Origin of the sequence: Streptomyces sp. NPDC018833 (assembly GCF_044390825.1) — a bacterium.
Classification (GTDB): Bacteria; Actinomycetota; Actinomycetes; order Streptomycetales; family Streptomycetaceae; genus Streptomyces.
Genome location: NZ_JBIRZM010000024.1, coordinates 93,612 through 113,359 on the forward strand (window position 1 = coordinate 93,612; position 19,748 = coordinate 113,359).

The window sequence follows — 19,748 nt, forward strand, 5'->3', positions numbered from 1 at the left end:
GCTCCGACGCGAGCGCGGCCTGCCCCGGACGGGCGGCAGGCGTCCTGGCGCACAGCCCCGGCAGGGACACCGCACCGCCCGCTCCCGCTCACCCGCGTTCCCGCTCACCCGCGTTCCCGCTCCTCCACATAGGCGTTGTAAGCCGCCACCTGCGCCCGCCGCGCCACCCGCTCCACCGGGCGCAGCGCCTCGCCCCGGGCCGCCATCTCCGACGCGCTCACCGCGCCGCCGTGCCCGTTCTCGTACGCCACCGAGATCAGCACCCCGATCCGCTGCGCCAGCTCCAGCACCCGTGCCGCCCGCGACGGATACCCCGGCGCCAGCGTCTGCGACGCCCCGCGCTCCGCCCGCGCCCGGTACGCGTCCACCGCTGCCTCCGCCACCGGCCCCGCCGCGGCCACGTCGAGCCGGGTCAGCGCATCCGTCGCATCCCGCAGCGCCTCCGCGAGCTCCCGCTCCGCCTCACTGAGCGAGGGCACGTCCGCGGGCGGCGCCGGGCGCACCGGAAGGCAGTGCCACACCACCTCCACATGCACGTCCCCCGCCGGGCCCGCCTCGCGGATCTCCGGCACCAGCCCGTACGCCGCCCCCGTCGCCACGACGGCCTCCTCGGCCTCCAGCGCCCGTGCGTTGAACTCGGGCGGTCCGCTCAGACCCAGCGGATGCCCCGGCGCGGGCAGAGCCACCCGGTAACCGGTCACACCCAGCGTCCGCAGCCGCCCGAGCGCCAGCGTGAGCCCGACGGGACCGGCCTCGCCCGGCAGCCCCTCCACCCGGTGCACGGCATCGTCGCCGACGATCGCGTGCACCGCGTCGTCCGGCGAAACGAGCCCGGCAAGGAGGGCGTTTCCCCATGCCGCCAGGCGGCCTGAACGTGGTTCCGAAAGCATGCCAATACCCTAGGCGCGTCAGGCGCGTCCGGGGGTCAGTCCCCAGAGCACCCGCCGGATCATGGCAGGGATCACGACGCTCCCCAGGGCTTCGCCTGGGGCTGCCACGGCACCGCCCCGTGCCCTTCGGGGCCCCCACGCCGCGTTGCCGAGCTGCCCGGACAGCTCCGTGTCCAGAGCACCCCGGCGCCTTGCGGAGCTTCCCCTCGATCCTGGGGGCGTGGGGAGACGGCCTCCTTCGGCCCTGGCTGACTGAGGAGGCCACATTCCGCTGTCCTGGCGGGCGTGGGGGAGGACCGTGCCTCTGTCCTGGCGGGTTGGGGAGAGCGGGTCTCTCGGCCCTGGCGGACCTGAGGGGATCCCGTCCCTCGGTCCCTTCGGGCCTGGGGCCCCGTCCCTGACACCTGGCTGCCCTGGGATGGCCCGATCTCTCGGGCCCTGGCGGGCCTTTGGGTGGTCTCTTCTTCGGTTCCTGGTGGTCCGGGGAAACCCGGTTCCTCGGCCCTGGTGGGCACACCAGCCCTGATCTCTCGGCCCTGGTGGTCCGGGGTGGCCCGGTTCCTCGGCCCTGGGGGCCAGGGGAGACGTCGCTGCGGCCCCGGCAGGCCCGACGCACCGGACGCCGTGACCTGTCCGGCCCTGATTCCGGCGCCCACCCCCTAGCGCGGGGCCGGGCGACCGTCGCCCCGGGCAGGTGGCGTAGGTTTTCCCTGGGTGCTGTGCCCACAGGAGCACAAACCGCCCACACGCACCCGAAGACCTCGACGATTGCATGGGGAGACAACGCGCTCATGAGCGATGTACTGGAGCTGGTGGACGTATCCGTGGTCCGCGACGGACGCGCTCTGGTGGACGACGTCTCCTGGTCGGTCAAGGAGGGGGAGCGCTGGGTCATCCTCGGTCCGAACGGCGCCGGTAAGACCACCCTGCTCAACATCGCGTCCAGCTACCTCTTCCCGACCACCGGCCGGGCCGACGTCCTCGGCGAGCGCCTCGGCGGCGTCGACGTCTTCGAGCTCCGCCCCCGCATCGGCATGGCCGGCATCGCCATGGCGGAGAAGCTCCCCAAGCGCCAGACCGTCCTCCAGACCGTTCTCACCGCCGCGTACGGCATGACCGCCACCTGGCACGAGGACTACGACGAGGTCGACGAGCAGCGCGCCCGCGCCTTCCTCGACCGCCTCGGCATGACCGAGTACCTCGACCGCAGGTTCGGCACCCTCTCCGAGGGCGAGCGCAAGCGCACCCTGATCGCCCGCGCCATGATGACCGACCCCGAGCTGCTTCTCCTCGACGAGCCCGCCGCCGGTCTCGACCTCGGCGGCCGCGAGGACCTGGTGCGCCGTCTCGGGCGGCTCGCCCGCGACCCTTACGCACCGTCGATGATCATGGTGACCCACCATGTCGAGGAGATCGCGCCCGGCTTCACCCACGTCCTGATGATCCGCCAGGGCAAGGTTCTCGCCGCGGGCCCGATGGAGACGGAACTGACCTCCCGCAACCTGTCCCTCTGCTTCGGCCTCCCGCTCATCGTCGAGCGCAACGGCGAGCGCTGGACCGCGCAGGGTCTCCCGCTCGGCTGAACTCCCCGGAAAGCGGGGCCCATCTGGCATCGCCCCCTGTCCCGACCGCGACTGGCGGACCTACCATGACCACGTGGACATCGACGCATGGGTGTGGTGGCTGATCGGCGCGGTCGGACTGGGCATTCCGCTCGTGCTGACCGCGATGCCCGAATTCGGAATGTTCTCCGCCGGAGCCGTGGCCGCGGCCGTCGTCGCGGCGGTCGGCGGCGGATCGGTGGCTCAAGTGCTCGTCTTCGCCGCGGTGTCCGTCGCGCTCATCGCCGTCGTACGCCCCATCGCGGCCCGTCACAGAGCCCAGCAAGGGCCGCGCTTCGCCAGCGGCGTCGACGCGCTGAAAGGCCGTCAGGCGATCGTCGTCGAACGGGTCGACGGCAACGGCGGCCGCATCAAGCTGGCCGGCGAGGTCTGGTCCGCCCGCGCCCTCGACGCGTCTATGTCCTACGAGCAGGGCCAGCAGGTCGATGTGGTCGAGATCGACGGAGCCACCGCCGTGGTGATGTGAGCGCCCGCCACGGCACCCCCCCGAGCCGACCGGACCGAAAGCGAGCGAACCGGCCGAACGGACCGAACGGACCGAACTGCCCACAGCACAGCACCTGTTCTGGGAAACTGATCATCACGACCGTCCCAACAGCCGTCAGATCCATCGTCAGATCCGCCGTCAGACCGTCGTCAGCTCAATCCGCAGAATCATCCGGCAGCGAAGGACACAGGGAACGCGATGCAACCGATCATCATCGTCCTGATCATTCTGGTGGTGCTGGTCTTCATCGCCCTGATCAAGACGATCCAGGTCATCCCGCAGGCCAGCGCCGCCATCGTGGAGCGGTTCGGACGCTACACCCGCACTCTCAACGCGGGCCTCAACATCGTCGTCCCCTTCATCGACTCCATCCGCAACCGCATCGACCTCCGTGAGCAGGTCGTCCCCTTCCCGCCCCAGCCGGTGATCACCCAGGACAACCTGGTCGTCAACATCGACACGGTCATCTACTACCAGGTGACCGACGCCCGCGCCGCGACATACGAAGTCGCCAGCTACATCCAGGCGATCGAGCAGCTCACCGTCACCACCCTGAGGAACATCATCGGCGGCATGGACCTGGAGCGGACCCTGACCTCCCGTGAGGAGATCAACGCCGCGCTCCGCGGAGTCCTCGACGAGGCCACCGGCAAGTGGGGCATCCGCGTCAACCGCGTCGAACTCAAGGCGATCGAGCCGCCCACCTCCATCCAGGACTCGATGGAGAAGCAGATGCGCGCCGACCGCGACAAGCGGGCCGCCATCCTCACCGCCGAAGGTATCCGCCAGTCGCAGATCCTCACTGCCGAAGGTGAGAAGCAGTCCGCGATCCTGCGCGCCGAGGGTGAGGCCAAGGCGGCTGCCCTCCGCGCCGAGGGCGAAGCTCAGGCCATTCGTACGGTGTTCGAGTCCATCCACGCGGGCGACGCCGACCAGAAGCTCCTCGCCTACCAGTACCTCCAGATGCTCCCGAAGATCGCCGAGGGCGACGCCAACAAGCTCTGGATCGTGCCCAGCGAGATCGGCGACGCGCTCAAGGGACTCTCCGGAGCCATGGGCAACTTCAACCCGATGGCAGGCATGGGCGGCGGATCGGCCAAGGCGGACAACGGCAGCGGTACCGAGCGCCGCGAACAGCCCCCCATCGACTGAAGCCGGGACTTCTTCGTGCATGATCGGTGAGGCCCCTCGACCTTGATGGCGGGGAGGCGTCTCACCGACCATGGAGGAGATGGCGTTGTCCATCTGGGAGTCACTGGCGATCTTCGCTGCCGGAATGGGTGCCGGCACCATCAACACCATCGTGGGCTCGGGGACCCTGATCACCTTCCCCGTACTGCTCGCCACCGGGCTGCCGCCGGTCACCGCCACGGTCTCGAACGCCCTCGGCCTGATCCCCGGCTCCATCAGCGGCGCAATAGGCTACCGGGCGGAACTGAAGGGCCAGCGCTCCCTGGTGATGCGCCTCGGCGTCGCCGCCGCCGTCGGGGGTCTCGGCGGAGCCGTCCTGCTGCTGATGCTGCCCTCCACCGCCTTCGAGACGATCGTGCCCGTCCTCGTCGGGCTTGCCCTGGTGCTCGTCGTGCTCCAGCCCCGCATCTCCACGGCCGTCCAGCGCCGCCGTGCACGCAACGGCACCGACACCAAGACCGATGGCGGCCCCGTCCTCTTCGGCGGAATGCTGCTCGCCAGCGTCTACGGCGGCTACTTCACCGCGGCCCAGGGGATCATCTACCTCTCCCTCATGGGCATGCTGCTCGACGACACCATCCAGCGCCTCAACGCCGTCAAGAACGTCCTCGCGGCCATCGTGAACAGCATCGCCGCACTCTTCTTCCTCTTCGTCGCCGACTTCGACTGGACCGCAGTGCTCCTCATCGCCGTCGGCTCGGCGATCGGCGGCCAGTTCGGAGCCAGGATCGGCCGCAGACTCCACCCCACCGCACTGCGCGCGTTCATCGTGGTCGTCGGCAGCTTCGCCATCGTGCAGCTGCTCCTGCGCTGAGAAGCTGCTCGTGCGCTGAGACGAGCAAGAGCCCGCCCCCGATCCGTACGGGGACGGGCTCCCTCACGAAACACCACGGCGCATGGCGTGGGACCGAGCCCAACACGCGCTGCCCGCCACCGACCGGACGCCCGCGGACTACGCGGCCGTGTCCGCCGCCAGCCAGTCCGGCAACGCCGCCCGCTCGCCCGACCTCAGACCGAGCAGCATCGCCTCCGCCGGCGACGGCACGAACGGCTCGTGCAGCAGCGGCATACCCGCCTGCTCCGGCGTACGGTCCGCCTTGCGGTGATTGTCCTCGGCACACGAGGCCACCGTGTTCAGCCAGGAGTCCGCGCCACCGTGCGACCTCGGCACCACGTGGTCAACGGTCGTCGCCCGCCTGCCGCAGTACGCGCACCGGTGCTGGTCCCTGACCAGCACACCCCGCCGCGACCACGGCGCCTGTCTTCGGAACGGCACCCGTACGTATCTGCACAACCTGATGACCCGGGGCACCGGGAGGTCGACGGCGGCCGCGCGCACACGGAGACCGGGGTGGGCCTGCTCGACGACCGCCTTGTCCTGGAGCACCAGCACCACCGCACGGTTGAGCGTCACCGTCGACAGCGGCTCGAAGCTCGCATTCAGCACCAGCGTGTCCCGCATCTCGCCCACCTCCCGTTCGCCGGCCCGGCCCTTTCGGCGGGCATCGGGCTCGGATCAACTCTGGCCGGGCGCGCCGAGATGGACAACGCAATATCTGTGCCTGCCGGGAAGACGTGCAGCCAGGTCCGTGGCTGACCGGGGCAGGGGCCGTTGATGGTCCATGCCGGTGGTCGGTATCCACGGGGCTGGCCGGGACCCCCGGCCCCCGGCAACAAAACTGCCCTGCCCTGATCTCTCCAAGACCAGGGCAGGGCAAACGAAAAACGAACAATCAGCTCTCGGCGGGACCCTCGTACTCGGCGATCAGCTGTGCACGGGCGATCGTGTGGAAGCGCAGATTGAAGCCCACCACGGCCGGCGAGACATCCGCGTCCGGCCCCAGCTTCTCGCTGTCCACCGCATACACCGTGAACACATACCGGTGCTTCTCACCGGCCGGGGGAGCGGCGCCGCCGAAGTCCTTCGATCCGTAGTCGTTACGGACCTGGACCGCCCCTTCGGGAAGCCCCTCGAACTTCCCGGTGCCCACCCCCGCGGGAAGCTCGGTCACCGACGCCGGGATGTCGAAGAGGACCCAGTGCCAAAAGCCGCTGCCCGTCGGAGCGTCCGGGTCGAAACACGTTACGGCGAAGCTCTGGGTCTCCGCCGGGAAGCCCTCCCAGCGCAGATGCGGAGACGTGTTGCCCGCCGCATAGACCTGAGCGTCCTTCAGCACCGCTCCCGGCTCGATGTCGTCACTCACCACCGTGAACGACGGCACCGGCGGATGGAAGTCGTGCGGAAGAGGCGCCCGCTTCAGCTGGGTCACGTCAAAACCTCCGGTTCGGCTGTCCTGCGTCTGTGACCCGAGCCTAGAGCCAGTTGCGACGGCCACCGACGTCGGCGAGCCACTGGTTGAGGTACGCCGCCCAGTCGGTCGACGCGAAGTCGTGGTGGCCGACCTTGAACGCCTTGTACGAATCACTGCTCTCGCTGAACAGGCCCGGCTTCTTGTCCATCTCCAGGACGACGTCCATCTCGTGGTCGTCCGCGACGAAGGTCAGCTCGACCTGGTTCAGCCCGCGGTACTGCTGCGGCGGGAAGAACTCGATCTCCTGGTAGAACGGCAGCCGCTGCCGCGTGCCCCGTATGTGACCGCGCTCCATGTCCGCGCTCTTGAAGCGGAAGCCCAGCTGGATGAACGCGTCGAGGATGGCTTGCTGCGACGGCAGCGGGTGCACGTTGATCGGGTCGAGGTCGCCCGAGTCCACGGCACGCGCGATCTCCAGCTCCGTCGTCACACCGATGTTCATCCCGCGCAGATGCTGCCCGGCGATCGCCGTGACCGGCGTCTCCCACGGGATCTCGAGGCCGAACGGCACCACGTGCACCGCGCCGGCCTTGACCTCGAAGGCGCCACCGAGCCGCTGCTTGGTGAACTCGATGTCCTGCCTGACCTCCTGGTCGCCGCCCTCGACCTCGACGCGTGCCTGGAGACCGACGGACAGCCCCTCGATCTGCTGGTCGACCGAGCCGCCCTGGATCCGCACCTCGCCCTGGACGACACCACCCGGAACGACGTTCTCCTCGGTGAGCACCGTCTCGACGGACGCACCACCGGCGCCGAGGCTTGCGAGCAGCTTCTTGAAGCCCATGTCCACTCCTTCTAGGTCCTGACCCCTACATACGCCCGACGACCGTAGTCGGTTCCCCGGTACGCTCGAAGCGATGATCGAGAGTTCCGACCGTACGCCGCTGCCCCGTGCCTTCTTCGACCGCCCGGTCCTGGAGGTGGCACCCGAACTGCTCGGCCACACATTGGTCCGCATGACGGAAGACGGCCCGATAGAGCTACGCCTCACCGAGGTGGAGGCGTACGCGGGCGAGTCCGACCCCGGCTCGCACGCCTACCGCGGTCGGACCGCGCGCAACGAGGTGATGTTCGGCCCGCCCGGCCATGCGTACGTCTACTTCACCTACGGCATGTCAAGTCGATCAGCATGAACCTTCCCCTTCCCGACCTGAGTCGCCCTGTGGAGGAAGTGGCTCCTGACCTGCTCGGATGCCTGCTCCGTACGCAGACCGACGAGGGTGAAGTTGTGGCGCGCATCACAGAGGTAGAGGCGTACGAGGGGGAGGCTGATCCTGCCTCGCACGCCTACCGGGGACGCAACGAACGTAACGCTGTGATGTTCGGCCCGGCAGGGCACCTGTACGTCTACCGCTCCCACGGTCTCCACTGGTGCGCCAACATCGTCACCGGGACAGACGGCATCGCCTCGGCCGTCCTCCTTCGGGCAGGCAGAGTCGTCGAAGGGGAAGACCTGGCACGCAAGCGACGAGGGGGGAAGATCGAGAGCCCACGCCTTGCCCGAGGTCCGGGGAACTTCTGCCAGGCACTCGGCATCACGGCAGAGCACAACGGCGCAGACCTCCTGACGGGTACCTCGGTCACGCTGTCCGGGGGTGAGCGGGTACCTCCTGCGCTCATCCGGGTTGGTCCTCGGGTAGGCGTGAGCAGGGCCCATGACTGGCCGCATCGCTTCTACCTTGCCGGTGATTCAACGGTCTCGGCGTACCGGCTGAGCCCGAGAGCCAAGCCGTCCGGCTGAGCCGTCGAGCCGTTGTGCGCCTCGCTCGCAGCCTGTCAGTGAGTCGGCGAGGAGTTGGGCCCGACGCTGCGTGATCGCTCGCGAGCGTGGCGCGCGGTGCGTCCCTGGCCGGTCGAGTGGCTGTCGACGTGCGTCGACTCGGGCCGGAGGGGTGGGGGATGACCCCCTGAGTGCACGCTTCCTCACCGCCGTGTCTTACCGCCCGCCCTTGTGCCACGGTTTGTACCATGCTCGGACATCGAGCCTCGGACAGAGAGAGCCGCAGGTCAGACGCGGGATTGGCGCTGGGTCGAAGGGTGAGCCGGCCGACTGCCAGGGGTGGGGGGTTTGATCCGGGCCCATGTGCAGGGAGACCCCCAGCCGCCCCGAGAATTCGGGGGTAGGCCAGGGGGTCGACCGGACAGGGGACAGGATCAGGAGCGGGCTCGACGTCGAGCGGCACGCTTCTGACAGGTGCCCCCGCAGTACGTAGCTCGGGAGTCCTCGGGCAGGACCGTTCCGCACTCGGGGCAAGCGTTCACCTCGGGCTCGGACTGCTCCTCGGCGCCGTAGTCGTAGTGGTCGTAGGAGCCGGGGCCGAAGAGCGGACGCAGGCCGAGGCGACGGCGCCACTGTGCATCGCTCTCGTACATGAACGGAGGAGCCGGGGCGTACGGCGCGCACTCGGCGCAGTCGGCGCCGTGCGGGTACATCGGCTTCTCGAAGTCCTCGATGTGCTCACAGAACAGGCTGTCGCTCACGCGGCCACCGCCCCGACGATGGCGGCACCCAGGGTGAGGCCGGTACGGCGCTGTGCCTGCCAGACGTCGAAGTTGCGGTGACAGGGCTTGGCGAGCGGGGCGTAGTGCTCGGGATCGGTGGAGTACAGGGAGCCCTCGGAGTCGGCGTGCGTCGACACCTTCGGCTCGGGGTCGGTGCCCAGGTACGCCCACTCTTCGGCCTGTCGGCCGCAGCCGCAGGCGCAGCGCCAGTCCGAGGCGGGGCCGTGCTCGGCCTTCACGCGCTGGTGTGCGGACGTGTAGGTGATGGCGTCGCCTCGCCAGTTGCCGGACTGCTCGCGGAGCTTGCCGAACATCGGGTGAGCCTTGCCGGAGCGGTGGGCGGCTCGGTCGCCACAGGTGACGGTCGAGCCAGAGCGGAGCTTGGCGCCAACGATGGTGACCGTTGCGCCGCAGTCACAGGCGCACTGCCAGCGGGCAGCCTTCGAGCCGCTGGGGTAGGTGATGGGCTCAGCTTCGGCGACGACGGCGAGAGCGCCGTAACGGTGGCCGGTCAGGTCGAGCTTGCGGGGTGCCACTGTGTAAGTCCTCCTTGCGATGGGGCGCCCTGTCGGGCGCCACTTGGGTAGAGCTGCAACGGCAAGGTGAAGTCGCTTGCCGTGAGGGTCTTCGGGAAGTGGGGCGCGGTAGCGCCCCCAGTGAGTAAGCGGGCATACGTCAGGGGCGCCCGTAGGGCGCCACAGAGCAGAGCTGCAAGACGTCTTCGGATGGTGCCGGGCGGGAGCCCGGCCAGAGCGCAGAGCTACTTACTGCTTGCTCTCGCCGTTGCCCGAGACGGACTACGTCTGTCCGCGCGGAGACTCCGCCAGGAGTCGAGCACGACAGTGCTCTTACTCTGGCCAAAAGTTCTCGACAGGCGGAGGGCTCTTACTCTGGCCAAAACTTCGGAGTGGACCGGCTGACGCCGAGCTCTCTTACTCTGGCCAAAAGTTCTCGACGAGCAGGAGCGGGCTCGGGGTCCGAGCCGGGACTCTTACTCTGGCCAAAAGTTCTCAGGCCACGTCGTCGAGCCAGTCGTCAGCGTCGAGCCAGCCCAGCCACTCCGTGGCCCGGTCTCCGGGCTCCAGGCTGAACGTCGTCTTCGCTCCGCGCTTGACGCCGATCGTCTCGACCGTCAGCCACCCGGACTCGACGAGCACCTGAACGCCTCGCTCGGTGTAGGCGCGCTCTCGACCGGCACTGTCCCGGACGCCCACGGCATCGGCCAGTGAGCGCCACGGCACGGTCACGCGGGAGTCCTCGCCACAGAGCCGGGCGAGTTGCTTCGCTACCAGTTGGCCGCTGCGCGGTACGCACTGGATGACGTCGGCGTACCACTGGGCAGCCTGCCCGGTCGGCGGGTAGTGCTCGGCAGCCAGGGCGTATCCACGCTTCCGCAGCCTGATTCGGTTCTCCTCAACCTTGGGGAACAGGTCTTCAAGCACGGGTCACCGCACCGGCCGAGAGAGCTGCCAGGTGTCGTAACCGAGGCGCCGGAGGAACCCCTCCTCTTGGAGGGACCGGAGTCCGGACTCGAACTCGGCCGAGGGGATGGAGCACTTCCGGGCCAGCTTCCGAGGGGAGAGCCGGAACGGCTCGCTCGCGGGGAGCGTGAGGTACTGAGACTCGTAGCCGACCCAGGAAGGGGCGGCGGGGTTGTTGGTCTTGGGCATGGGTGTACGACCTCCTTGGGAGGCCGAGGGCAGCGCAGAGCTACGCCTCGGCGTGATGGTGGGAGATCGCGCGTCCGTTCGCGCTCGGGGTGCCCTTGGCTTCCCCTGCCAGCCCCTCGGGATGGCGGCCCCTCGCGGAGTGGCCAGCTCAACCGCCGCTGAACGGCGGGAGCTACGGTCCGCCTCACGAAGAGGCGGGAAGAGGGTTCTACATGATCGGGTGTTCAGCCGTCAACTTCGTCACTCGTTGTCGACGGCCGGCTGAGCGGAGAGTGAGCATGGCGCCAGTAGCTCGGAGACCTCGACGAGCGCCCCGACGCTCAGGCCGGACCCCTTCACGGGGCAGTACCGGCCATCTGCGGTATGCCTCATCAGGAGCCGTTGACCGAGGCCGAGGCTGATCTGTACGACCGTGCCGACAGGGAGAGAGCCGAGCTCTTCGGGGGTGAGCTTGGACGCCTCGACGTACTGCCTCTTGCTCACGCCAGCCCCTCGGTTTCGAGGGCGGCCTGAACACGTACGGCACGCTCCCACGACAGACGCAGGGACTCTTGCAGCCCGGAGGCGGTGACTCGTCGACCGGTGCGGCGGAAGTCTGCGGCGACGGCACGGGCTTGCTCGATCACCTGGTCATCGGTGCGCCGGGGCGGGAGGGCCGGGCCCTTCCCCTTCCTGCGCTTCCCCTTGCCGGTGGTGGGCTGCTTCGCCTCGGGTATCGCCACGCTCTCGACGGCGGGGAAGAGGGCGACGACGGTACGGCCGGTCAGTTCGGCGGAGAGGGCCAGGGCTGCAACGGGGATCGCGGAGAACGCCAGGGCCAGCCACACCGGAACACCCTCGACGCGCTCAGGTACGACGTGATGCGGGGTGACGCCGAGGGCGCCGGACGCGTTGCTCAGTCCGGACGACAAGGCGAAGAGGGCGACGGAGGCCACGGCCAGGCGACGCGCCACGGGGTCCGCCTTCAGGGTGAGTACGGCCAGCATCGCTACGACGGTCGCGCCGTCCGGCAGGATCGCGGCGCAGTACGCGGGGATGGGCGGGAGGCCGAGGGCGGAGAACGCGCCCACGGTGGCGGAGAACGAAGCGACGAACGCGGCGCTCATGACGACGGTCAGGGCAACGGCGAGGGTGACGACAGCGGCTCTCTTGGCTGCCGGGGTGGCGCTGTGCACGGGTGAGGTACCTCCTTGGGGTACGACGACAAACGCCCCCACAGCCCAAGTGCGGGCCGTAGGGGCGTCGTCGGGGAGTTGGTCGGGTGGGGTTGCCAGCGGGCGGGAGGCGGGTGCTCAGGCGGCCTGACGCATGGCGCGGATACGGTCCCGCTTCGCCTTGGCTCGGATCTGCGCGGGGGTGAGCTCGGCAGGAAGGAGGGCGCGGGTCGCGAGGGAGGCGAGGGCCATGGACTCGACGAGGAAGGCGGCGAAGAGCAGGGCGGCGACGACGGTCATGGGGTGTGCTCCTTGTACGGGCGGTCCGTGATCCGAACCGCTCAGCACCCACCCCGGCAGCGGACCTTGCCAGGGCGGACACTCAGCGGTCCGTCAGATGCGCCCGCCCGCGTAGCTGCTCCGACCGCCAATCCACAGGTCCATGCCGGACTGCGGGGCGGACTCCGTCAGGGTCGTCCGACGCGAGGCGTACCACTCGTCACGTCGCGCCTTCAGCTCCGGACTGGCGTCCGGGTTGTCGATCTTCGACATGGTGAAGCGAACCTCGTCCTTCTCCAGACCATCGCCGACGACTGTGGACAGGACGTTGATCGCGTTCGGGTGCAGGATCTCGCCCTTGGCTTCGCTCAGGGCCTTGACGATCCGCTCGGGCACGATGTCGCGGTGCTCGGGGCGCCGGTACAGGGTGAGCACGACATCGGCAGAGAGCGTGACACCGGAGATGGACGGGTGCCGCTTGTACTGGCGATCGTTGAACGTGCCGTCGTACGAGCTCTCGGGCTGCGAGACGATCAGGACCGGGGCGTCACCCTCGGTCGGGACCAGGCCGCGAGGGTCGGCGTAGGTCGAGAACACCTGAGCGGCGGGGAAGACGTTCGCCTTCAGCAGGGCCTCGGCGACAGCCTTGGCGACCTTCTTGTCAGAGGCGGGAAGGGCGCGCTCGGCGCGCTTGACGCGAGGGTCCTTGCCGTCCGGGGCGGTGTTCTCGATGTGCTTGTGGGCGAGCAGCTTGGCGCGCTCCTCGGCGGCCAGGGCCTCGGCGAACTCGGCCGCCGTCGCCGTCTCGATGCCTCGGGCGTAGCGGTTGCGCATCCCGGCCACACGGCCAGCCGCTTCCTGGTACTCGTCTTCCCAACGCTCGATGTTGTCGCGGAGCTCGGCCAGGTCGCCACGGGCCTTGGCCGCCTTCTCGGCGGCCTTCAGCTCCTCGGCGGCGACGATGTCAGCGAAGGACAGGGACTTGGTCTTGGCAGTAGCCATCTGGGGTTACCTCCTGGGGAAGTGGTAGCGCGCACGCGCGCGAGCCGGCCGTCTGTCGGCGAGGCTCCGTGTGCCGCTGTGTGGGCACAGGAAGAGCCCCACGGTCATCGGGACCATGAGGCTCGGAACGTCTGCGAGAGAGGCTGTGTGCGGTTCGGGGAGGGGGGTTACTGGCCTACGCGAGAGCGCCAGGCGGACCAGGCTTCAGACCACTCGGGCCAGTGGTCGAAGATGAACTGTTGGTCGAGCACCGTTGCGGGTCTCATGCTCGGGTCGTAGTCCCAGGCTTCCGGCAACTTGCCCTCCATGCGCAGATGGAAGGCGAACGCCCGGACCTGTCCGCGAGGCTCCTTCAGCCAGTCGGCGGCATGGTTGGTGTTGATCCAGATCCCGCCGTTGTCGCGTCGGCTCACTGGCCACGCTCGGCGGCACGCTCGACCAGGGCGCGCTGGTAGAGCACGGTGTTACCGACTCGGATGTGAGGCAGGCGCTCGCGCCCCTCGGAGCGTCGGGCACGGAGTGAACCGGCGGACAGCCCAAGGAGCTCGGCGGCCTGCGCGGTGGTCAGCCAGTCATCGGCTCGGAACTCGTACGGCACGGGGTCACCGTCCTTTCTCGGCGGACTGCGCCGCCGTTGTCTTGGTTGCGAAAGAGAGGACCCCGACCACCTACCGGAGTGAGTAGGCGACCGGGGCTTGCCCGCATCCACGCGCGAGATGCGGAAGTCTGAGAGATGGCTTCGCCCCCGCCGTCCCGTGACGCTGGAGGGCGAGGGCGAAGCCGGTGGGGAGCGTCCCGGTGGAGCGGACCGGAGCTCGACCCGAGGAGGCAGGTAGGAGGTAGGGCCTGCCGTGATGGTTCGAGAGACTGCGCCGTCGTTGGGGCGCGAGCCAAAAAAGAGGCGGGGCGAAGCACCCTCACTTGTAAGGATGCAGCGCGCGGGCCGTCGGTCAGGATCACCTCGGCGTGACGCCGGTCACCCGTTCGGGCCAGGGGCGATGAACCCTCTACCTACAAGTCCCGGATGAGCAGCCCTTCTCGGAACGAGATCAGGCAGTGACGCCGGTCACCCGCCAGTTGGGGAGTGAACACCCCTCACTTACTGATACGGAGAACGATCTTGGTTTGTCGCGGTCGATCGCGGAAGTGAGGCGCAGGTCACATGATGAGCCCCCGCCAGTCGCGAGGGAACGACTGACAGGGGCTCGGTCTGGGGTTGGGCGGAGATCTGCCTTACTCAGCTCGCACAACGAAGGCGAAGGACGTACACAGGCGCCGGAACCCTGCGTGTCCCGTCCGGCCGGTGTGGCTCATGCACTCGATGTCGACCGCTCCGCCGTCCGTTGATGGCGTTGCCTGCCATTCGCACTTCAGGCACTCGGCCTCGAAGGTGACGTCAGTCTCCGGATGCTGCGTGATCCGGTGAGTCACGTACCGCATGACGGAGCGGACCATCACTCGGCCCCGTGCCCTTCCCGCAGGTGCGTACGGAGTACGACGTTCGCGTCCGACGCCTTCGAGTGGTCGCCGACCGATCGGGCGTTGGCTCGGGTCACGGCGATGCCGAGGCACTCACGGCAACCCCCTACGGGGTCCGGCTCCTGGATCGGAGCCGAGAGGTGTACCGGCCCGGCCATCGTGGTCTTCGGTGTGCTCATCCTGCGCGACCTCCCCGACTCCATGTCTCGGGATGAGCATCGCCTGAGATCCGGGCGGGGTGGCGGTTCAGTCGCGTTGTGGCATGAACTCACGCACGGCAGGCGGCGGACCACTCGGCGAGCTTCGCTCTCGCCTCCTCGCCGAAGAGCGCGCACCCCTCGTACCCGGCGAACTCCTCGACGTACGCCCGTACGTCCCTCGGGTCGCGGAACACCATCACGCCCGTGGACATCTCCGCCGTGGCCAATCGGTCGTCGTAGATGGTGAAGGTGTTCAAGGGGCACCCCGGCAACGGGGTGTCCAGGGGGATCACGCCGAGGCGCACGTTCGGAATGTGCGTGAGCGAGGCGAGCCGGTCAAGCTGTACGGCCATGGCGTGAGGGGCCAGGAACGGGGACCGTGCCGCTTGCTCGGTCAACAGGAACGCGAACCGCTTCGAGCGGTCGTACAGGACTTCCTGTCGCTCCAGCTTCCGGGCGATGGCCTTGCTGTGATCGCCGGGGATGTGGGCCAGACTCGCCCTGATGTATTCCGGCGTCGAGAGTAGGCCGGTGATCATCGAAAGCAGGAAGAACCGGAACTCTGCCGACGACGCTTCGAGCCCTGCCAACTCCCGTTGCTTCTTGTCGAGTCCTTTCCTGCGGAGCCCCCGTGCGTCCTGCCATTCGGTGTTCGCCGTACGGGCGAGGGCGGTCACTTCCGCCACCACTTCCGGCGGAGCTTCAAGGGCCGTCAGGAGAGCCTCGATGTCGACGAGGGTCGGCCGTGTCTGGCCGTTCTCGATGCGGCTCACCTTGGACTGCGACATGGCGCAACGCGCGGCGAGCCGGTCCCCGGAGAGACCGGCCGCCTTGCGCAGTTCTCGAAGCATGGAGCCCAGCTCTTGCCGGGACTTGCCGAGCTCCTCGGGCTCGAAGGTCACTCGCTCTTCACGTACTCCAGGAAGGGGACCGACGCGGCCACGGCGAGACGCTGGTACTCGATGAACGGGGCGGGGTCGCCCTCGTACAGCTCTCGGCCGATCTGCCTACCGTCGTCCTCGTAGCGCATCAGGACGACCGTCGAGCGGTCGAACATCCAGTAGTCGCCGACGTCGTCAGGCAGTGGGTTGGGTCGGTCCGTCAGGTCGAGAATGCGGATGTCCTCTCCTGCCGGTGCTTGGTGCTGGTAGTACCGCTCGAACTCGAAGCGCAGGTAGTCGCTCAACGGGCGCCGGACGATGTGGACACGCCCCACGTTCCGAGTGCGGACCATGTCTGTCCAGGAGTCCGAGTAAGGGCCAGGGAACCGGGCCCCTGCCTTGAACGCCTCGAACTCCTCGGCCTCCTGCGGTACGAGGTACTGCGGAAGGGTCTCCAGTCGCCACGCTTCCGTCTGGAAGTCGCGGAACTTGGCTTGCCAGTCGTCACCATCCAAGAGCACGGACAGCCTCCCGAAGAACGCTCTCGGGGATCTCTACGAGCCCTTCGCCCTGCGGCGGCGTGAAGGCGTTGGACACGTCGCCTTGCATGACGAACGACCCACTCTCTGTGCGGTAGACGTTCGGGCAGTCACCCTGCCCGCACTCGCCGTTCCCGTTGCCGGTGAGTCGGGTAAGCCCTGCACGCTCAGACATGCGTAACCCCCTGGTCTGTCGGCCCCTGTCGGGCCCATCGACAACGACCGTACGAGCGCCACCCACGGCCGTCTACCCAAGAACGCGGGTATGCACGTCCCTGCATGAACTGAGCGGAGAGAGGGGTGCACAGGGACGCGAGAGGCCCAGGGAACAACGAAGGGCGCCCCGTAGGGCGCCCCTCTCGCTGGCTACTGTCCGCTCAGCCGGCCGTCACTGTCCGGAAGGTGATCCGGCAGTGATCCGACTTGAACCCTCGGACTCCTCGCCCCCTCGGCATGAGCTCGACGAGTTGGCAGACCTGCATGACGACCGTCCGCACGTAGTCGATTCGGTCGGGGTCCTCGTAGTCCAGCTCTTCCCACAGGTACTCGACGTCCCCCAGGTCGACGCGCACCCGCTTCGCTGCCAGGTCGGCAAGCTCGGTCCGCACCTTCGTCAGGTCGGCGTCACACCTGCCGATGCCTGCTCGCATCGTCGATGCGTCGATGTCCCCTGCGGCGAACATCTCCGCCAGGGCAGTACGCCTCTCAGACGCGGCCACCTCTTCGGCCAGTAGCTCGGCCTCTCGCTCCTCGTCTGCGGCATCCGTGGCCGGAGCCTGGTTCCACTCCTCGGCCTTGTCGATGACCTTCCGGACCACGTAGGAGTCAAGCGGGTCTGCCGGACAGGTGATGCACCGGCCGCCTGAACAGGTGTAGATGCGGTACCGCTCGCCTGCTGCGTTCTTCTTGCTCCACCCCTGCGTGACGACAGCCTGACACTTCGAGCAGCGGACCACGCCGGACAACAGGGCCTTGCGCTTCCCTCCGCCACCCGTGTTCCGCTCAGGGTCGCTCAGGTAGCGGACCAGGGCCCGGAACATCCCCTCAGAGACGATCGACCCCCAGTTGCCCGCACCGGTCTCCTCGGTCAGCCGTACGCGCCTTCCGTCAGGCTTCTCGACCCACTGCGAGTAGGTCTGGAGACCCGCGTTCCTTGGCTTCAAGAGGACGCCCCGGAGGTTCGAGCTGCGCCACTCCTTGCCGTGAGGCGAGAGCAGTCCACGGCCGTTCCAGTCCTTCGCGATCGACCACAGGGAGACACCGGCCAGGACGTCCTGGTACGCCTGCCGCAGGGCTTCCGCCTCCTTCTCGCGGTGCCTACCGTCGCGCTCGAAGCCGAAGGGACGAGTACTCCAGAACGGCCTACCCGACTCCCTGCGCCGCTGGTGTCCGAGCACCTGACGCTCTACTCGCATCTCGGTCTCGTTCCGTGCGACTACCGCACCGATGCGAGCAGCGAGGCGACCCGAAGGGGTCGCGAGGTCCAAGACGCCCTGAGCCTGAGCGGCGGCCAGTGTGACGCCGGTCGACTCGGCCAGGTCAACCAGGTCTTCGAGGTCACGGGGCGTGCGGTACATCCGGTCGTAGTGGCGCGAGACGATGGCGTCCACCTTGCCCGCAGCAACCAGAGCCTTGACCCGCTCCCACCCCTTACGCGGACCCTTCGAAGCTGACGTGTCCTTCTCGGAGATCACGTCAACGATCTGCCAGCCGTTCCGCTCGCACAGCGCCTCGCTCAGCTCCACCTGCTGCGCCAGGTTCCCGCCCTTCGACTCCTCGCCCCTGGGAGTAGGGGAAAGCCTGGCGTACACAATCGCTCGCATCGTGGTCTTCCTGCTCGTTCGCTCTGTTGAAGTGTGACTGAGAGGGGAGGCGAGCCAGCGCCAGCCTCCCCGTGACGCTCGCCGCTCAGAGACCGGCTGCCTCTCGAAGGGCTTCGATGGACACGGCGACCTCTTCGAAGTCCGGCTCAGTCGTGATGCAGTCCGAGACGTAGAGGCTGAACACCTTCCGTCCGTCGTCGGTGACCCCTTCGAGGGAGAGTCCGTCCTCCTCACCTTCGAGAGCTTCGATGCCGTGGGGGAGGAGTCGACGGAGAGCGTCGGCACGCAGGGAGTCGTGAAGGGAAGCGCCACCCTCGGACAGGGACAGATCCTCGCTCGCCGGAGGGGAGACCAGGACGCCCGTACCGGCGATCATGTCGACGATGGCGGTGAAGGGGCGAAGGTCGATCACCTGGCCCGCCTCGGACTCCAGCCACTCAGCGCGGAAGGCGTCCCGGTGCAGTCCGCCGTGACCGGCGGGGAGGAGGCAGGGGAGACGGTGACGGCCAGGACCCTCCTGCTCCCAACCGGGACGGCGCTTGCCGCAGAGCTCGGCATCAAGGAAGGAAGCGACAACGGGAAAGTGTCGGTCGACGAATGCAACCGCTCGCTCCTCCTCGGTCACCTCGGCCTCGGCTGGTGCCTGCTCCTCAGTCTCGGGAAGCTCCTCCTGCTCGAAGGGGTTCGGAGTCAGCTCGGGCTCCAGGCCGGAGAGCACGCGCACAGCGATCGTCTTCGCCTGCCGCAGGAGGTTGCCCCGGAAGATCTGACGCTTGCCGGAGACCTCCACTCGCCAGTCATTACGGCCAGCACCCTTACGGATTGCTGCGACGAGTTCCCCGCTCTCGTCCCATCCGTAGTGCGTGCCGCTGACTTCCTTGTCCTTGGTCCACTTGATCTCGATCACTACCCCCTCGCTTGCGGCCCGTTGTCGGGCCGAACGAGATACATGCTGAGAGCCGCACCTACGGCATGTGGCACTGCCTCAATGTGGTGTGCGGCCCGGAGGGCAAGGCGAGCGGAATCCTGCTGAGGGCCGGCGAGATCCAGGTGGGCGCCGAGCTCACCCGCAGACGTCGTGTCTCGGCCCGTCATGACAAGGAACTGGCCAAAGGCCCCGCGCGTCTGGCCACGGCCCTCGATGTCGACCGCGCGATCAACGGCGCGGACCTCTGCAACGGCCCGGCCTCCCCTCTGACGCTCCTCCACGGCAGCCCACCCCCGCCTGACCAGGTGCTCAACGGCCCGCGGACGGGTGTCAGCGGTGAAGGGGCGTACCACCCGTGGCGGTTCTGGATCGAGGGCGACCCGACCGTGAGCCCGTACCGGGCCCATGTGCCGCGCCGACGGGCGACTTGACTCGGGCCGGCGCGACGCCTAACGTAGCCCGAGCCGCTTGAACGGGTACTGCTTTTCAGCAGCCCCGGAGCGGCCATCCACTACTTACGACAACCCCGACCGGGTGCGATTTCGGCATGCCGAAATTCAAATCCGATCGACTTGAGTCGACTCGATTATGAGGCACCGGGGAAATCGGCTAAAGTAGTGACCACGCCGAAAGGGAAACGCGAAAGCGGAGATCTGAAAGCGGTCCCGCCGACCGGGAATCGGACGCGAAAGCGTCTGATAGAGTCGGAAACGCAAGACCGAAGGGAAGCGCCCGGAGGAAAGCGTCGGACAGTGTCCGGGGTGAGTACAAAGGAAGCGTCCGTTCCTT

The 19,748-nt window shown here is 68.2% G+C and carries 25 protein-coding genes and 2 pseudogenes; 7 read left to right on the forward strand and 20 right to left on the reverse strand.

Annotated features, from left to right (window positions below):
* Positions 1–104 precede the first annotated feature (104 nt).
* Complete coding sequence (locus tag ACH5AF_RS33095) at positions 105–890, reverse strand: hypothetical protein (RefSeq protein WP_398906931.1); 786 nt, start codon at positions 888–890, stop codon at positions 105–107.
* Between the two features lie 791 nt (positions 891–1,681).
* On the opposite strand from ACH5AF_RS33095, the gene ACH5AF_RS33100 reads away from it, so the two are divergent.
* The 4 genes from ACH5AF_RS33100 to ACH5AF_RS33115 all read left to right on the forward strand — a co-directional run bounded on the left by ACH5AF_RS33100 (position 1,682) and on the right by ACH5AF_RS33115 (position 5,004).
* Positions 1,682–2,473: an ABC transporter ATP-binding protein gene (locus ACH5AF_RS33100; protein ID WP_398906932.1), complete on the forward strand. Its 792-nt coding sequence runs from the start codon at positions 1,682–1,684 to the stop codon at positions 2,471–2,473.
* 73 nt (positions 2,474–2,546) lie between these two features.
* Positions 2,547–2,978: an NfeD family protein gene (locus tag ACH5AF_RS33105; protein WP_398906934.1), complete on the forward strand. Its 432-nt coding sequence runs from the start codon at positions 2,547–2,549 to the stop codon at positions 2,976–2,978.
* Positions 2,979–3,197: 219 nt separating this feature from the next.
* Positions 3,198–4,151, forward strand: coding sequence for an SPFH domain-containing protein (locus ACH5AF_RS33110; protein WP_398906935.1), 954 nt, complete (start codon positions 3,198–3,200; stop codon positions 4,149–4,151).
* A gap of 79 nt (positions 4,152–4,230) precedes the next feature.
* Complete coding sequence (locus ACH5AF_RS33115) at positions 4,231–5,004, forward strand: sulfite exporter TauE/SafE family protein (RefSeq protein WP_398906936.1); 774 nt, start codon at positions 4,231–4,233, stop codon at positions 5,002–5,004.
* A gap of 138 nt (positions 5,005–5,142) precedes the next feature.
* On the opposite strand, the gene ACH5AF_RS33120 is transcribed toward ACH5AF_RS33115, so the two are convergent.
* From ACH5AF_RS33120 to ACH5AF_RS33130, 3 genes are all read right to left on the reverse strand, one after another.
* Complete coding sequence (locus tag ACH5AF_RS33120) at positions 5,143–5,652, reverse strand: HNH endonuclease (protein ID WP_398906938.1); 510 nt, start codon at positions 5,650–5,652, stop codon at positions 5,143–5,145.
* Between the two features lie 271 nt (positions 5,653–5,923).
* Positions 5,924–6,460, reverse strand: coding sequence for a YbhB/YbcL family Raf kinase inhibitor-like protein (locus tag ACH5AF_RS33125; RefSeq protein ID WP_398906940.1), 537 nt, complete (start codon positions 6,458–6,460; stop codon positions 5,924–5,926).
* 43 nt (positions 6,461–6,503) lie between these two features.
* The gene (locus ACH5AF_RS33130) at positions 6,504–7,286 is read right to left on the reverse strand and encodes a sporulation protein (RefSeq protein ID WP_398906942.1); all 783 of its coding nucleotides are present in this window, start codon (positions 7,284–7,286) and stop codon (positions 6,504–6,506) included.
* Positions 7,287–7,359: 73 nt separating this feature from the next.
* On the opposite strand from ACH5AF_RS33130, the pseudogene ACH5AF_RS33135 reads away from it, so the two are divergent.
* Together ACH5AF_RS33135 and ACH5AF_RS33140 are read left to right on the forward strand one after the other, a co-directional pair.
* Positions 7,360–7,617, forward strand: a pseudogene (locus tag ACH5AF_RS33135) (DNA-3-methyladenine glycosylase); the annotation flags it as partial.
* Between the two features lie 14 nt (positions 7,618–7,631).
* Entirely contained in the window at positions 7,632–8,243 is a 612-nt protein-coding gene (locus ACH5AF_RS33140) for a DNA-3-methyladenine glycosylase (protein ID WP_398906944.1), read from the forward strand.
* Between the two features lie 413 nt (positions 8,244–8,656).
* Here the strand turns inward: ACH5AF_RS33140 and ACH5AF_RS33145 are convergent, their stop codons facing one another.
* From ACH5AF_RS33145 to ACH5AF_RS33220, 16 genes are all read right to left on the reverse strand, one after another.
* Positions 8,657–8,983 (reverse strand): hypothetical protein, encoded by a 327-nt coding sequence (locus tag ACH5AF_RS33145; protein WP_398906946.1) that lies wholly within the window; start codon positions 8,981–8,983, stop codon positions 8,657–8,659.
* Complete coding sequence (locus ACH5AF_RS33150) at positions 8,980–9,540, reverse strand: hypothetical protein (RefSeq protein ID WP_398906948.1); 561 nt, start codon at positions 9,538–9,540, stop codon at positions 8,980–8,982. The genes ACH5AF_RS33145 and ACH5AF_RS33150 overlap by 4 nt, the downstream gene beginning before the upstream one ends.
* Positions 9,541–10,014: 474 nt before the next feature.
* The gene (locus ACH5AF_RS33155) at positions 10,015–10,446 is read right to left on the reverse strand and encodes a hypothetical protein (protein WP_398906950.1); all 432 of its coding nucleotides are present in this window, start codon (positions 10,444–10,446) and stop codon (positions 10,015–10,017) included.
* Between the two features lie 3 nt (positions 10,447–10,449).
* Positions 10,450–10,674 carry a hypothetical protein gene (locus tag ACH5AF_RS33160; RefSeq protein ID WP_398906952.1) on the reverse strand — a complete coding sequence of 75 codons (225 nt, stop codon included), beginning with the start codon at positions 10,672–10,674 and terminating at the stop codon, positions 10,450–10,452.
* Positions 10,675–10,914: 240 nt separating this feature from the next.
* Positions 10,915–11,157, reverse strand: coding sequence for a hypothetical protein (locus ACH5AF_RS33165; protein WP_398906954.1), 243 nt, complete (start codon positions 11,155–11,157; stop codon positions 10,915–10,917).
* A complete protein-coding gene (locus tag ACH5AF_RS33170) occupies positions 11,154–11,849 on the reverse strand; it encodes a hypothetical protein (protein WP_398906956.1) in 696 nt (231 codons plus the stop codon). Before ACH5AF_RS33170 ends, ACH5AF_RS33165 begins: the two co-directional genes overlap by 4 nt.
* Before the next feature lie 117 nt (positions 11,850–11,966).
* Positions 11,967–12,128, reverse strand: coding sequence for a hypothetical protein (locus ACH5AF_RS33175; RefSeq protein WP_398906958.1), 162 nt, complete (start codon positions 12,126–12,128; stop codon positions 11,967–11,969).
* A gap of 93 nt (positions 12,129–12,221) precedes the next feature.
* Complete coding sequence (locus ACH5AF_RS33180; protein WP_398906960.1) at positions 12,222–13,109, reverse strand: hypothetical protein; 888 nt, start codon at positions 13,107–13,109, stop codon at positions 12,222–12,224.
* A 167-nt stretch (positions 13,110–13,276) separates the two neighbouring features.
* Entirely contained in the window at positions 13,277–13,522 is a 246-nt protein-coding gene (locus tag ACH5AF_RS33185) for a hypothetical protein (RefSeq protein ID WP_398906962.1), read from the reverse strand.
* Positions 13,519–13,707, reverse strand: coding sequence for a helix-turn-helix domain-containing protein (locus ACH5AF_RS33190; protein ID WP_398906963.1), 189 nt, complete (start codon positions 13,705–13,707; stop codon positions 13,519–13,521). The genes ACH5AF_RS33185 and ACH5AF_RS33190 overlap by 4 nt, the downstream gene beginning before the upstream one ends.
* Before the next feature lie 856 nt (positions 13,708–14,563).
* The gene (locus ACH5AF_RS33195) at positions 14,564–14,767 is read right to left on the reverse strand and encodes a hypothetical protein (RefSeq protein WP_398906965.1); all 204 of its coding nucleotides are present in this window, start codon (positions 14,765–14,767) and stop codon (positions 14,564–14,566) included.
* Positions 14,768–14,856: 89 nt separating this feature from the next.
* On the reverse strand, positions 14,857–15,690 hold the full coding sequence (locus ACH5AF_RS33200) for a helix-turn-helix domain-containing protein (RefSeq protein ID WP_398906967.1): 834 nt from the start codon (positions 15,688–15,690) through the stop codon (positions 14,857–14,859).
* Complete coding sequence (locus tag ACH5AF_RS33205) at positions 15,687–16,190, reverse strand: DUF6879 family protein (RefSeq protein WP_398906969.1); 504 nt, start codon at positions 16,188–16,190, stop codon at positions 15,687–15,689. Before ACH5AF_RS33205 ends, ACH5AF_RS33200 begins: the two co-directional genes overlap by 4 nt.
* Positions 16,174–16,383 carry a hypothetical protein gene (locus tag ACH5AF_RS33210; RefSeq protein WP_398906970.1) on the reverse strand — a complete coding sequence of 70 codons (210 nt, stop codon included), beginning with the start codon at positions 16,381–16,383 and terminating at the stop codon, positions 16,174–16,176. The genes ACH5AF_RS33205 and ACH5AF_RS33210 overlap by 17 nt, the downstream gene beginning before the upstream one ends.
* A 202-nt stretch (positions 16,384–16,585) precedes the next feature.
* On the reverse strand, positions 16,586–18,031 hold the full coding sequence (locus ACH5AF_RS33215) for a recombinase family protein (RefSeq protein ID WP_398906971.1): 1,446 nt from the start codon (positions 18,029–18,031) through the stop codon (positions 16,586–16,588).
* A gap of 85 nt (positions 18,032–18,116) precedes the next feature.
* Complete coding sequence (locus ACH5AF_RS33220) at positions 18,117–18,938, reverse strand: hypothetical protein (protein WP_398906973.1); 822 nt, start codon at positions 18,936–18,938, stop codon at positions 18,117–18,119.
* A gap of 56 nt (positions 18,939–18,994) precedes the next feature.
* Between ACH5AF_RS33220 and ACH5AF_RS33225 the strand changes: the two are divergent.
* Positions 18,995–19,390: pseudogene (locus ACH5AF_RS33225) on the forward strand (DNA-3-methyladenine glycosylase); the annotation flags it as partial.
* Positions 19,391–19,748: the final 358 nt, after the last annotated feature.

What these genes read in the sequence shown, in the direction of transcription:
- ACH5AF_RS33140 (WP_398906944.1), top strand. Translation starts at nt 7,632, where the DNA reads ATGAACCTTCCCCTTCCCGACCTGAGTCGCCCTGTGGAGGAAGTGGCT.
- ACH5AF_RS33175 (WP_398906958.1), bottom strand. Translation starts at nt 12,128, where the DNA reads ATGACCGTCGTCGCCGCCCTGCTCTTCGCCGCCTTCCTCGTCGAGTCC.
- ACH5AF_RS33180 (WP_398906960.1), bottom strand. Translation starts at nt 13,109, where the DNA reads ATGGCTACTGCCAAGACCAAGTCCCTGTCCTTCGCTGACATCGTCGCC.
- ACH5AF_RS33130 (WP_398906942.1), bottom strand. Translation starts at nt 7,286, where the DNA reads ATGGGCTTCAAGAAGCTGCTCGCAAGCCTCGGCGCCGGTGGTGCGTCC.
- ACH5AF_RS33210 (WP_398906970.1), bottom strand. Translation starts at nt 16,383, where the DNA reads ATGTCTGAGCGTGCAGGGCTTACCCGACTCACCGGCAACGGGAACGGC.
- ACH5AF_RS33110 (WP_398906935.1), top strand. Translation starts at nt 3,198, where the DNA reads ATGCAACCGATCATCATCGTCCTGATCATTCTGGTGGTGCTGGTCTTC.
- ACH5AF_RS33215 (WP_398906971.1), bottom strand. Translation starts at nt 18,031, where the DNA reads ATGCGAGCGATTGTGTACGCCAGGCTTTCCCCTACTCCCAGGGGCGAG.
- ACH5AF_RS33160 (WP_398906952.1), bottom strand. Translation starts at nt 10,674, where the DNA reads ATGCCCAAGACCAACAACCCCGCCGCCCCTTCCTGGGTCGGCTACGAG.
- ACH5AF_RS33095 (WP_398906931.1), bottom strand. Translation starts at nt 890, where the DNA reads ATGCTTTCGGAACCACGTTCAGGCCGCCTGGCGGCATGGGGAAACGCC.
- ACH5AF_RS33195 (WP_398906965.1), bottom strand. Translation starts at nt 14,767, where the DNA reads ATGAGCACACCGAAGACCACGATGGCCGGGCCGGTACACCTCTCGGCT.
- ACH5AF_RS33100 (WP_398906932.1), top strand. Translation starts at nt 1,682, where the DNA reads ATGAGCGATGTACTGGAGCTGGTGGACGTATCCGTGGTCCGCGACGGA.
- ACH5AF_RS33115 (WP_398906936.1), top strand. Translation starts at nt 4,231, where the DNA reads ATGGCGTTGTCCATCTGGGAGTCACTGGCGATCTTCGCTGCCGGAATG.
- ACH5AF_RS33120 (WP_398906938.1), bottom strand. Translation starts at nt 5,652, where the DNA reads ATGCGGGACACGCTGGTGCTGAATGCGAGCTTCGAGCCGCTGTCGACG.